The sequence below is a fragment of the Kitasatospora sp. GAS1066B genome, from assembly GCF_041262605.1.
In the GTDB taxonomy this organism is placed as follows: domain Bacteria; phylum Actinomycetota; class Actinomycetes; order Streptomycetales; family Streptomycetaceae; genus Kitasatospora.
The window spans coordinates 23,841-35,690 of record NZ_JBGCCO010000008.1; the positions used below are offsets into that span (position 1 = coordinate 23,841).

An 11,850-nucleotide genomic window follows, 5' to 3' on the forward strand; every position below is an offset into this window, starting at 1 on the left:
AGCATCGGCGTTAAGTGGTGGCAAGGGCCGCAGAGATCGAGGGATGGTGGTCATGACGCGATCGTCCGGGGGGAACGGCGAATCGCACGTCGGTGTCCGGGTACGGGACTACCGGCAGATGCGCCGGTTGACTCTGCGTGCGCTGGGCGAGGCGGCCGGGGTCAGTCCCAGCTTCCTGAGCCAGTTGGAGAACGGGCGCACCGAGGCGAGCGTCGGCTCGCTGCGTCGCATCGCCGTGGCACTCAACATCTCGGTCGCCGACCTGTTCGAGAGCGGCGAGCCGGCGCGGCACCAGGTCCTGCGGCGCGCGGACCGACCCGAGGTGGGCGTCCAGGCCGGCTCGCGCAAGTTCATGATCGCGCAGCCGCCGCTGCGTCATCTGGAGGTCTACAGCGCCGACTTCGAGCCCGGGGCCAGCACCGGCGACACCGCGTACTCCCACGGCGACGCCCAGGAGATCCTGCTGGTCCTCAGCGGCGAGGTCAGCCTCGAACTCGACGGCGAGCAGCACGTCCTGACGACCGGGGACAGCATCGAGTACGCCACCTCGGTGCCGCACCGTCTGGTGAACACCGCGGCCACCGCCACCGAGGTGCTCTGGATCATCAGCCCGCCGACGCCCGCCGAAGTCCCGGTCGAGCGGTCCTGACTGGTCGACCGGGAGTCGTCCGTCGGGGGGGCGTCAAAGCTGGTCGCTCATCAGGGAGTTGGCCTCGGACATCGGCATCGCGTCGGCGAACGAGGCGAAGCCGCCGGTGTTCAGGATCTCGGCGGCGGAGCGTTGGGCGGCGGCCAGGGCGACCCGGGCGAAGGCCGAGCCGACACTGATCCGGCGGGCACCCAGCTCGGCGAGCTGACGGACCGTCAACTTGGCGAGCGGGCCGGCGGCGAGCACGTTGACCGGCTTGTCGACGGCGGCGCAGACGGTGCGGACGGCCTCGGCGTCCGGCAGACCGGGCGCGAACAGGACGTCGGCGCCGGCGGCTTCGAAGGCCCGCAGGCGGCGTACGGTGTCGTCCAGGTCCGGCCGGCCGTGCAGGAAGTTCTCGGCGCGGGCGGTGACCGTGAACGGGAAGTCGAGTTCGCGGGCCGCCGCCACGGCGGCCCGGATCCGCTCCACGGCCTGCTCGAACGGGTGGATGGGAGTGGCGGGGTCGCCGGTGGCGTCCTCGATCGAACCGCCGACCAGTCCGGTCGCGGCGGCCAGCCGGATCGTCTCGGCCACCGCGTCCGGGCTCGCGCCGAAGCCGTTCTCCAGGTCGGCGGAGACCGGCAGGTCGGTGGCGGTGACGATGGCGCGGGCGTTGGCCAGCGCCTCCTCGCGGGTGACCAGGTTCGCGCCGTCGGTGCGGCCGAGCGCGAAGGCCAGCCCCGCGCTGGTGGTGGCCACCGCGGTGAAGCCCAGGGCGCTCAGCAGGCGCGCGGTGCCCTGGTCCCAGGCGTTGGCGACGACGAAGGCGCCGGGGCCGGCGTGCAGGTCGCGGAAGGCGTGCGCGCGGCGGCGCTGGTCGTCAGGGGTGATGGGAAGCTGCACGGGGAGTCCTCTGCTGATGAGTAGTCAGCTGACGGTATGTCAGAAGAGCGCTGTGCCGACGGTCAGCGCCGACGGGCGAGGGCGACGCCGCCCAGGCAGAGGCAGCCGCCGGCCAGGCTCAGCAGAGCCGGCACCTCGCCGAGGATCGCCCAGGACATGACCACCACCAGCGCCGGGACGGCATAGGTGGTGGCGCCCATCCGGCCGGCGGTGGTGCGGGAGAGCGCGTAGGCCCAGGTGCTGAAGGCGAGCGCGGTGGGGAACAGGCCCAGGTAGACCAGGTTGAGCGTGGCCGACAGCGGGGCGTGGCCGAGCTGGCCGGCGAGCTGTCCGGAGAACGGCAGGCAGGCCACCGTGCCGATCAGGCAGCCGAAGGCGGTGGCCTGCAGCGCAGTCGCGTGCCGCAGCGCGGGCTTCTGGGCCACCACACCGGCCGCGTAGAGCAGGGCGGCGGCCAGGCAGAGCAGCACGCCCAGCACCGAGGAACCGCTGCCGCCCGACTGCGCGAGACCCACCACCACCGCGCCCGCGAACGAGACGGCCATGCCGACCATCAACTGCCGCGGGAATCCCTCGCGCAGCAGCCAACCGCCCAGCAGCGCGATCAGCATCGGGCCGATGTTCACCACCATGGCGGCCGTGCCGGCGTCGACCTTCTGCTCGCCCCAGTTGAGCGCGACCATGTAGAGGCCGAACCAGAGCAGCCCGGAGAGCGCGATGCCCGGCCAGGCGGCGCGGGGTGGCAGGCCTTCGCGGCGGATGGCCCAGACGGCCAGCAGCGCGATCGAGCCGACGGTCAGCCGGCCCAGCGCGAGCGCACCAGGGCCGTAGTGCGCGGCGGCCGAACGGATCGCCACGAAGGCCGAGGCCCAGAGCAGCACGGTGACGGTGGCCGCGGCCACCGCCTTGGGGTTGAGCTTGGCACCGGGTGGGGCGGTGGTGGGGGCAGCGGCAGGGGCGGTGACTGCGGAGGGGGCGCCTTGGTCCATGCGGGCCAAGCTAGCCCGGGGTTGCCGGGGCGGCCAGGCAATTAGCGGCCGCCCGCGGGCCCCCGGCAGGGTGCCGGCGAGGACGGCAGGACGGTTCAGTCGGCGACCACGCCGTCCAGGTAGACCCAGACGCCCTGGTCGCGCACGAAGCGGCTCTTCTCCCGCATGCTGCCGGAGAGGCCCTGTTCCTGGTAGCGGGCGACGAACTCCACCGTGCCCTCCTGGTGGAACGGGCCGCCCTCGGTGCTGCCCAGGATCTCCAGCCGCTGCCAGCGCAGTCGGGGATCGAAGTCGACGGCCGGCGGCCGGGTCTGCGGGTGCCAGCTGCGCAGCAGGTAGGCGGCGTCCTCGACCACGAAGGCGCTGAACCGCGAGCGCATCAGCTGCTCGGCGGTGGTCGCCTGGGCCAGGCCGCTGTGCAGCCGGCCGCAGCAGTCGGCGTAGCTCGCGGGCAGTCCGCACGGGCAGCGGTCCGGCGCGGCGGGGGCGGGGGCCGGGCGGGGCCTGGTGGGGCGTCGTGACATGGGTCCATTCTGACGGCTGCCCGAGGTGCCCGGCGCCAGGGGCGCCGGGCACGGGGCTGACGGTCCGTCAGGGCAGCTGGAGCTGCTGACCGGGGTAGATCAGGTCGGGGTTGGTGCCGACCGTGCCGAGGTTGTCCTGGTAGAGGTGCTGCCAGGTGTCGAGGTGGTGGCTCTGGGCGATGGTCCAGAGGTTGTCGCCGTGCTGGACGGTGTAGCCCTGGCCGGCGGCGGGGGACTGGGGGGTGCCGGGCGCGGCCGGGGTTGCCGGGGTGGTCGGATCGGCTACGGGCGCGCTGGTCGGGGCGGTGCTCGGCGTGCCAGTGGCGGGGGTGGTCGCGGTGCCGGCCGGGGGAGTGCTGCTCTGGGCCTGGGTCGGCGCTGCGGGGGCCTGGGTTGCCGGGGTCGGCGAGCCGGTCGGCGCCTGCGGGGTCGGGCTGGCGGTGGGCGCGGCGGCGTTGGTGGTGCCGGGCGCGGCCGGCGCCGGGGCCGTGGTGCCGGGGGCGGCCGGGGCCTGGGTCGGCGCAGCCGTCGACGTGGGCGCGGAGCCGGGCAGGGGGCTGGTCGAGGTGCCCGTCGAGGCGCTGGGCCCGATCGACACGCCGATCACCGGCGCGGTCGGCGTGTCGGTGATCGGGGGTGCGGTGGTGGGCGCGGACGTCGACGCAGTGGGCGCGGGTGTGGGCACGGAGGTGGCGGTCGGCGCGGTCAGCCCCGCCACCGTCGCGCAGTTCCCCCAGACGCCCGGACCCTGGCCGGCGAGCAGCTGCTCGGCCACCTTGATCTGCTGCGCCTCGGTCGCGTGCGAGGCCACCGCGCCGTACCGGTCGCCGCCGTTGGCGACCCAGTCCTGCTGGGTGAACTGCAGCCCGCCGTAGTGCCCGTTGCCCGTGTCGGCGCTCCAGTTGCCGCCGGTCTCGCACTGGGCCACCGTGTCCCAGGCGGTGGCCGGGGCGGCGTGCGCGCCGGTGGCCGTGAGCAGTGGCAGGGCCAGACCGGCGCCGGCCACGGTCGCGACGGCCACTGCGCGGTCGGCCTGGCTCGGCCGACGGTGGCGGCCCGGACCGGAGAACACCCCGGATATGCCCATGGAAGATCCCTCTCCGCACGCCTGCGAGGTGAGCTGTCGGGTTCGGACCGGAGGCTGGCCCGGCCGTTCGCGCGGACGGATCCGGCGGACGGCTTCACCCCGAGCCGTACGGGGACGGCATGAATCCTGGGTCCCCCGCCCCTGCCCAGAGGTGTGTCGTGGTCCCGGGAGCGCGTTGGGCAGGACTCGGCGTACCGCGTCCGGGTGCCCGCACGGTGACGGGTTGCTGGGGAGACTAGACGGATCATCACCCTGATAACAACCCCGCATCGCACACGTCACACGCGAATCACGGCAGCTGGGCGATGCTCCGTACCGGGAACACCGCGCGCTGTCGCGGCCGGTTCGCCTCCCGGCCCGCTAGTTTGGCGGTGGAACAGCCGATCAGTTGCTTCAGTTGCTGAGGAGAGGCCGATGGCCGACGAAGTCAAGATCCGCGAACTGTTCGCCGCCCAACGGACCGGCGTGCTGGTGACCCTGAAACGGGACGGGCGGCCCCAGCTCTCCAATGTCCGCTATGCGTACGACCCGGCTCGGGAGCTGATCCGGGTCTCGATCACCGCCGATCGCGTGAAGGCGAAGAACCTGGCCCGCGACCCGCGGGCGAGCCTGTACGCGACCAGCCCGGACTACGGGACCTGGGCGGTGGCCGAGGGCACCGCCGAGCTGACGCCGGTGGCCGCCGCCGAGGACGACGCCACCGTCGAGGAGTTGGTCGACCTCTACCGCACGCTGTCAGGCGAGCACCCGGACTGGGACGAGTACCGCGCGGCGATGGTCCGCGATCGCCGGCTGGTGGTCGAACTGCACGTCGAGCACCTGTACGGCCAGACGCCCTGAGGCTGGACGGCCGGGCGGCGCAAGGGAGTTGCCCACCCGCCCGGCCGAGCGGGTTTGCCCGATCGGCGGACATCGCGCCGCGCACCACCGCACCATAGGGGGCACGCGCGCCCGACCGGGATGCGGTGGGCGCACCGGGAGCGAGGTGAGGGCTGTGCACGAGTTGGAGCCGGCCATCGAGGCGGCCGAGGGCGATCCGCACTGGTGGTGGGAGGTGGACGCCGCGCTGATGGGCAAGGCGGCCGCCTTGGACGTGGCCATGTACTGGGCCCGGGGGCTGACCAACTGGGCGGCCAGATACGACCCCCGGGTGGCCGGCGGCGATCTGGCGGCGGTGCGGACCCTGCTCGGCCTGGCGGTCTACCGCGCGGCCCAGGGCGAGGGCGTCACCGATCCGGGCCGGATCCCCACCCTGCTGCCGCTGCTGACGCTCGCTCGCGGCGTGGCCAGGACCACCGCGGAGGTCCGCCCGCTCGGCTACGGTGACCGGGGGCGGCTGCGGCTGGCCGACCGGGCCCGGCTGCGGGCCGCGTTGGACGACCCGGATCAGGCCGTCTTCGAGCGGCTGCGCAAGGAGACGGTCCTGGTGCTGGTGGCCAACACCGACCACGCGCGCACCGAGATGTGCCGCCGGTCCAACGACGCGACGGTCTGGAAGGACCGCCCGCTGATCACCATCAACTCGCGTGAGCCGCAGCTGCCGGAGCACGGGGCGCTGCCCTGGGACTGGTACAGCACCGGCTGACCGCGCCGGCCCGGTCGATCCGCCTAGCCACCCGGCCGTCGACCGGCCGCCCCGGTCGTGCCTGCCGTGCCGGCCCTCCCGTACGCTCTGGGGTCCGCGGGCCGAATACACCTGGCCGGCGCGAGACAACGGCACTGTGCGGTACAGGGGGAGAGCAGAGCATGAGCGGCGATGACGTGTGGCGGGCGCCGGATCCGGAGCCCGATCCGGCGCCGGGGCAGCCGGGCGGCGGGCAGGCCGACGCGGCGGCGCCGAGTGACCGGCCGGGTGCCGCCGGCCCGTACCCGCCGCCACCGCCGCCGTACCAGCAGCCCTACCAAGCCACTCAGGGCTACCAGGGCCCGTACCCCGGCGCCGCGCCGGGTGGTTGGCCGCCGCCCTGGGCGGGTTGGGGCGTTCGGCCCGCGCCGCCCAAGCCCGGGGTGATACCGCTGGCCCCGCTCGGGCTCGGCGACGTGCTCAGCGGTGTCTTCACCACCATGCGCCGCTACGTCAAGCCGCTGCTGCTGCCGCTGCTCGGCGTGCTGGCGGCCGCCGCCGTGCTGTTCACCGTCTACGGCACGGTGGGCTACCTGCTGACCTCGGGGACCTTCCAGCAGTTGTCGGACCAGACCGAGGCCCAGCCGACCGACAGCCAGGGTTTCACCATCGGCGTGCTCGCCATCGTCGGCGGGCTCCTGCTGCTGCTCTGCTTCCTGGCGTTCTCGCTGGTGGCGAGCGTGTCGAGTGCGGCGGTGCTGCGGCACGCCGTGGTCGGCCGCCCGGTGACGGCCGGTCAGCTCTGGTCGCAGGCCCGCCCCCACCTGTGGCGGGTGCTCGGTGCCCAGCTGCTGCTGGCGGCGGCCGGGCTCGCCGCGGTGCTGGTCGCGCTGGTGCCGGCCACCGTGCTCGGGCTGCTGACCGACAGCGGTGCCGTGTTCGGCGTGCTGGCGGTGCTCCTGCTGCTGGTGGTGCTGGGGCTCGGTGGCTACGCGGGGGTGCGGCTGACCCTGCTGGTCCCGGTGGTGGTGCTGGAGAACCGGCGCCCGGTCGCCGCGATCCGCCGGGCCTGGACGCTCAACCACGGCGCCTGGTGGCGCAGTCTGGGCATCCCGTACCTGATCCGGATGATCGGATCCTTCGTCAGCCAGGCGATTCTGGCCCCGGCCTGGGTGATCGGCGTGATCGGGCTCGGCCTCACCGCCGGCGATCGGGTCGACCAGTACGGGGACACCGTGTCCGGCGGCCCCTCGGCCTTCGGCGTGGTCTTCTGCATCGCCTTCGTGCTGCTGGGCCTGGGCGTCGCGACGGTGCTCACCGCACCGATCACGCCGCTGACCGACGGGCTGCTCTACGTCGACCGGCGGATTCGCCGCGAGGCACTGGCCGACTCGCTCGCGGCGCAGGTCGGAATCCCCGTTCCACCGAGCACTCCTGGCGTCTAGGACGTGAACGCCGCTGCCGACCGGCGCGCGCCGGTCGGCAGCGGCGTTCCATGCCGTCACCTGCCGAGGCTCGTCACCCACGCCTCGATGTCCAGGACCTCCGCCTGCCGGGGGAACACCTTCTCGGTGAGCACCCGGTGCACCTCGGGGTCGGCGTCCAGGCAGCCGTCGGCCAGCACGGTGAGGCCGAAATCGAGGTCGGCGGCCTCGCGCAGGGTGGAGAGCACCACGCCGCTGGTGGCGATGCCGGTCAGCACCAGGTGCTCGATCCCGCCGGCGCGCAGCACCAGGGCGAGGTCGCTGCCAGCGAAGGCGCTGACCCGCTTCTTGGTGACGACCGGTTCGCCGTCCTTCGGCGCGACCTCGTCCGAGACCTGGGTGCCGGGGTCGGTGTCGGTGAAGGCGCCGCTGAGCCGCAGGGCGCCGAAGGTCTTGTTGCGGGGGCTGATCTCCGGGTGGCCGGCCCGGAAGCCGACCACCACGTAGATCACCGGTATCCCGGCGGCGCGGGCGGCCTCGACGGCGCCGGCCAGCCGGGGGAGGTACTCAGGGGCGGGGAAGCGGTCCACGATGGTCCGCTGAACGTCCATCACCAGCAGGGCGCTGTTCGCGGGGTGCTGCGTCATCGCTGAGGTCCTTTCACTGCGGGGGTCTTGGTGTCGGAGCCGGCCCGGTCCGAGTCGGGGTGCTGTCCGGCTCCGGCCTGGCCGCTCCTGGCGGCGCGCGGGCCGCGCAGCGCCGAGGCGAGCGCGCCGATCAGGGCCAGCGCGGCGGCCGCGCTGAAGACGGTGACCAGGCCGTGGTGGAACGGGCCGGAGACCAGTTCGGGGAAGAACCGGTTGCCGGTCAGCACCTGCGAGTTGGCCGCCGGCAGGCTGTGCAGTACGCCGCTGGGGCCGAGCAGCTGACCGATCGGGTTCTTGCCGAGGAAGGTGGCGAAGAGCGTGCTCACCGGCGGCAGCCCGGCCACCTGCTGCGCCGTCGCTGGCGGCACCTGCTGCGCGGTCAGGCCACTCTGCAGCGCGTGCGGCAGCGAGCCGGCCAGGCCGACGATCATCAGCGAGAAGAACAGGCCGATCGACAGCGCGGTGCCGGAGTTCTGGAAGGTGGAGCGCATGCCGGAGGCCACGCCGCGCTGCTCCGGCGGCACGCTGCCCATGATCGCCGAGGTGTTCGGCGCCGAGAACATGCCCTGGCCGATCCCGCTGACCAGCAGGAGGGCCGAGAAGGCGGGGTAGGGGAAGTCGACCGGCAGCAGCATCAGGCCGATGAAGGCGGCGGCCACCAGGAGCAGCCCGCTGGTGGCGAAGAGCCGCGCGCCGTACCGGTCGGAGAGGTAGCCGGAGATCGGACCGCCGAGCAGGAAGCCGACGGTCAGCGGCAGCATGAAGATGCCGGCCCAGAGCGGGGTGCGCTCGAAGGAGTAGCCGTGCAGCGGCAGCCAGATCCCCTGCAGCCAGATGATCAGCATGAACTGCATGCCGCCGCGGGCGATCGCGATCAGCAGCGCCGCCAGGTTCCCGGCGGCGAACGCGCGGATCTTGAACAGCCGCAGCTGGAACATCGGTTCGGCGATCCGGGTCTCCGCGACGCAGAAGGTGGCGAGCAGCGCCAGGCCGGCGCCCAGGCCGCCCAGCACCCAGGGGTTGGTCCAGCCGGTGGGGTGACCGCCGTAGGGCTGGATGCCGTAGGTGATCGCGGCGAGAAGGCAGGCGGCGCCCCCGGTGAAGGTCAGGTTGCCGACCCAGTCGATCCGCCCGGGCCTGCGGGTGCCGGTCTCCCGCAGGCTGCGGTACGACCAGAAGGTGCCCAGCACCCCGACCGGCACGCTGACCCAGAAGACCGCGCGCCAGTCGATGGTGGCCAGCACGCCGCCGACCAGCAGGCCGAGGAACATGCCCATCAGCGCGGTGATCTGGTTGATGCCCAGGGCCATGCCGCGCTGGCGGGCCGGGAAGGCGTCGGTGAGGATCGCCGCCGAGTTCGCCGTCAGCATCGATCCGCCGACGGCCTGCACGATCCGGAAGCCGATCAGCCAGAGCGCCCCGCCCCCGCCCTTGAGCGGATCGAGCGAGAGGGCCAGCGAGGCGGCGGCGAAGATCGCGAAGCCCAGGTTGTACATCCGGACCCGGCCGAACATGTCGCCGAGCCGTCCGAGTGCCACCACCAGCACGGCGGTGACCAGGGTGTAGCCGAGGATCATCCAGAGCAGGTAGCCGATGTTGGCGGGGGCCAGCGGGTCCAGGCCGATGCCGCGGAAGATCGCCGGCAGCGAGATGATCACGATCGAGCCGTCGATGGTCGCGATCAGCACGCCCATCGTGGTGTTGGAGAGGGCGATCCACTTGTAGCGGCCGCCGTCCGGCTCCTTGGCTATCGCGGTCGCCGGCATCACAGTCCCTCCGCCAGGCGTTCGAGCAGCGGCAGCGTGGCGCGCAGCTGCTGCCGCTCCTCGTCGGTGAACTCGGTGCCGAGGGTGGCGGCCAGCAGCCGCACCGACTCCGAGCGGCGCTCGGTGAGCACCTGGCGGCCCGCTTCGGTGAGCGTCATGATCACCCGGCGGCCGTCGCTGGGGTCCGGTCGCCGGCTCACCAGGCCGCGCTCCTCCAGCCCGGCCAGCGTGGTGGCCATCGCCTGCGGGCGCACTCGCTCCAACTCGGCGAGCGCACCGGGCGAGTTGGCGCCCTCCCGGTCCAGCCGGGCCAGCACGGACACCTCGGAGTGCGCCAGGTCCCCCGAGATGTGGGCCTGCCGCACCCGGCGGGCGATCCGGCCGACGATCAGCCGCAGCGTCGCCGCGAGCTCCTCCGGGCTGTCTCCGGGTGGTGGATCCGCGGCGAGTGGTGGTGTGGTCTGCATAAGTAATAACAATAGCTTAATCAATCTGCCGTAACTACCCCCGCTGCCTCATTAGCCCGGACGGTTGGCGGTCCCGTCGTGTCGCGGGCCCGAAGTCACCAGGCCGGGCCGGATCTGCGGCAGCGTCGGAGCGATACCCACCGTCGTTCGAGAGAGGCCGCAGCCATGGCAACGCCCGCCCCGGCGCCCCAGCGCTCGTCCCCCAGGCACGCCCTGCGTCGCGAGGTGGGCATGATCGGCCTGCTCTGGGCCTCGGTCGGCGCGATCATCGGCTCCGGCTGGCTCTTCGGCGCCGAGAAGGCCGTCAAGGCGGCCGGGCCGGCCGCGATCATCTCCTGGATCGTCGGTACGGTCGCCATCGTGCTGCTCGCCCTGGTGCACGCCGAGCTCGGCGGCCTCTTCCCGGTGGCGGGCGGCACCGCGCGCTACCCGCACTACGCCTTCGGCGGGTTCACGGGGATGTCGTTCGGCTGGTTCACCTGGCTGCAGGCCGCCACCATCGCGCCGATCGAGGTGCAGGCGATGATCGGCTACGCCCGGCACTGGAGCTGGGCGGACGGCCTGCAACACCCCAAGGACTCGACGCTGACCGCATCAGGCTTCGCGGTGGCGGCCGCGCTGCTCGCCCTCTTCGTCGGGATCAACTTCTTCGGCGTCAAGTGGCTGGCCCGCACCAACAGCGCGGCCACCTGGTGGAAGGTCGCCATCCCGGTGGTGACCATCGTGATCTTCGCCGCCACCGAGTTCCACGGCCACAACTTCAGCTCGCAGGGCTTCGCGCCGTTCGGCGCCCGCGGCGTGCTGTCGGCGATCAGCACCAGCGGGGTGATCTTCGCGCTGCTCGGCTTCGAGCAGGCGATCCAGTGGGCCGGGGAGAGCACCCACCCGCGCCGCGACATCCCGCGCGCGGTGCTCGGCTCGGTGTTCATCGGCAGCCTGGTCTACCTGCTGCTCCAGGTGGTCTTCATCGGCGCCGTGCCGGGATCCGCCATCACCGGCGGCTGGGGCGAGCTCACCTACGCTGGGATCAGCGGCCCGTTCGCCGGGCTCGCCACCGTGATCGGCCTCGGCGGGTTCGCCACCGTGCTCTACATCGACGCGATCATCTCGCCCGCCGGTACCGGCCTGGTCTACATCACCTCCAGCTCCCGGATCACCTACGGCCTCAGCCGCAACGGCTACGCGCCGGAGACGCTGCAGGCCACCGACCGGCGCGCGGTGCCCTGGATCGGCCTGCTGATCGCCTTCGTGGCCGGGGTGCTCTGCTTCCTGCCGTTCCCCAGCTGGCAGAAGCTGGTCAGCTTCATCACCTCGGCGGTGGTGCTGATGTACGCGGGCGCGCCGCTGGCCTTCGGCGTGCTGCGCAAGCGGTTCCCGGACCTGGAGCGACCCTTCCGGCTGCCCGCCGGGGAGGTCGTCTCGCCGATCGCCTTCGTCGTCGCGGGCCTGGTCATCTACTGGGCCGGCTGGGACACCCTCTGGCGGCTGGGCGCCTCGATCCTGATCGGCTACCTGCTGCTCGGCTCGTACGCGGCCTACGCCAGGGTCAAGCGGCTCCCGCGCGCGCCCCGGATGGACTTCCGGGCCGGGCAGTGGCTGCCGGTCTACCTGGTCGGCCTGGGGGTCGCCTCCTGGCAGGGCCAGTTCGGGGTCGGGGCGCAGAAGAACCTGCCGCTCTGGTGGGACATCGCGGTGATCGCCGCCTTCTCGCTGGTCATCTACTACTGGGCGATGGCCGTCGCGCTGCCGGCCGAGGAGATCGAGCGGAACATCGCGGACGTCGAGGTGCTGGACGCCGGCGGGCACTGATCGCTGTCATGGGGGCAAAAGTCGGTGGCGTTCCGGAGC

General features: G+C 73.0%; 12 protein-coding genes and 1 riboswitch. Of the genes, 5 read left to right on the forward strand and 7 right to left on the reverse strand.

Going from position 1 to position 11,850, the window contains the following annotated elements; translation table 11 throughout:
• Positions 1 to 52: 52 nt before the first annotated feature.
• A complete protein-coding gene (locus ABH937_RS10755) occupies positions 53 to 649 on the forward strand; it encodes a cupin domain-containing protein (protein ID WP_280690672.1) in 597 nt (198 codons plus the stop codon).
• Positions 650 to 682: 33 nt separating this feature from the next.
• On the opposite strand, the gene ABH937_RS10760 is transcribed toward ABH937_RS10755, so the two are convergent.
• The 4 genes from ABH937_RS10760 to ABH937_RS10775 all read right to left on the reverse strand — a co-directional run bounded on the left by ABH937_RS10760 (position 683) and on the right by ABH937_RS10775 (position 4,134).
• Positions 683 to 1,534: an isocitrate lyase/phosphoenolpyruvate mutase family protein gene (locus ABH937_RS10760; RefSeq protein WP_280690673.1), complete on the reverse strand. Its 852-nt coding sequence runs from the start codon at positions 1,532 to 1,534 to the stop codon at positions 683 to 685.
• A gap of 62 nt (positions 1,535 to 1,596) precedes the next feature.
• Positions 1,597 to 2,523 carry a DMT family transporter gene (locus ABH937_RS10765; RefSeq protein WP_370218032.1) on the reverse strand — a complete coding sequence of 309 codons (927 nt, stop codon included), beginning with the start codon at positions 2,521 to 2,523 and terminating at the stop codon, positions 1,597 to 1,599.
• Positions 2,524 to 2,618: 95 nt separating this feature from the next.
• A complete protein-coding gene (locus tag ABH937_RS10770; protein WP_370218034.1) occupies positions 2,619 to 3,047 on the reverse strand; it encodes a YchJ family protein in 429 nt (142 codons plus the stop codon).
• A gap of 67 nt (positions 3,048 to 3,114) precedes the next feature.
• Positions 3,115 to 4,134: a transglycosylase family protein gene (locus ABH937_RS10775; RefSeq protein ID WP_370218035.1), complete on the reverse strand. Its 1,020-nt coding sequence runs from the start codon at positions 4,132 to 4,134 to the stop codon at positions 3,115 to 3,117.
• Positions 4,135 to 4,136: 2 nt separating this feature from the next.
• Positions 4,137 to 4,303: riboswitch (cyclic di-AMP (ydaO/yuaA leader) on the reverse strand.
• 245 nt (positions 4,304 to 4,548) lie between these two features.
• Here ABH937_RS10775 and ABH937_RS10780 point away from each other — a divergent pair.
• The 3 genes from ABH937_RS10780 to ABH937_RS10790 all read left to right on the forward strand — a co-directional run bounded on the left by ABH937_RS10780 (position 4,549) and on the right by ABH937_RS10790 (position 7,143).
• A complete protein-coding gene (locus ABH937_RS10780) occupies positions 4,549 to 4,974 on the forward strand; it encodes a PPOX class F420-dependent oxidoreductase (RefSeq protein WP_280690676.1) in 426 nt (141 codons plus the stop codon).
• Positions 4,975 to 5,119: 145 nt separating this feature from the next.
• Entirely contained in the window at positions 5,120 to 5,719 is a 600-nt protein-coding gene (locus ABH937_RS10785) for a hypothetical protein (protein ID WP_370218037.1), read from the forward strand.
• Positions 5,720 to 5,880: 161 nt separating this feature from the next.
• Complete coding sequence (locus tag ABH937_RS10790; RefSeq protein WP_370218038.1) at positions 5,881 to 7,143, forward strand: hypothetical protein; 1,263 nt, start codon at positions 5,881 to 5,883, stop codon at positions 7,141 to 7,143.
• 56 nt (positions 7,144 to 7,199) lie between these two features.
• Here the strand turns inward: ABH937_RS10790 and ABH937_RS10795 are convergent, their stop codons facing one another.
• From ABH937_RS10795 to ABH937_RS10805, 3 genes are read right to left on the reverse strand one after another with little or no spacing between them, the layout of a single operon-like run.
• The gene (locus ABH937_RS10795; RefSeq protein WP_370218039.1) at positions 7,200 to 7,769 is read right to left on the reverse strand and encodes a cysteine hydrolase family protein; all 570 of its coding nucleotides are present in this window, start codon (positions 7,767 to 7,769) and stop codon (positions 7,200 to 7,202) included.
• Entirely contained in the window at positions 7,766 to 9,535 is a 1,770-nt protein-coding gene (locus ABH937_RS10800; protein WP_370218040.1) for an MFS transporter, read from the reverse strand. Before ABH937_RS10800 ends, ABH937_RS10795 begins: the two co-directional genes overlap by 4 nt.
• The gene (locus ABH937_RS10805) at positions 9,535 to 10,002 is read right to left on the reverse strand and encodes a MarR family winged helix-turn-helix transcriptional regulator (RefSeq protein ID WP_370218041.1); all 468 of its coding nucleotides are present in this window, start codon (positions 10,000 to 10,002) and stop codon (positions 9,535 to 9,537) included. Before ABH937_RS10805 ends, ABH937_RS10800 begins: the two co-directional genes overlap by 1 nt.
• A 165-nt stretch (positions 10,003 to 10,167) precedes the next feature.
• Between ABH937_RS10805 and ABH937_RS10810 the strand changes: the two genes are divergently transcribed.
• Positions 10,168 to 11,811 (forward strand): APC family permease, encoded by a 1,644-nt coding sequence (locus ABH937_RS10810; protein WP_280690682.1) that lies wholly within the window; start codon positions 10,168 to 10,170, stop codon positions 11,809 to 11,811.
• The last annotated feature ends 39 nt before the right edge of the window (positions 11,812 to 11,850 follow it).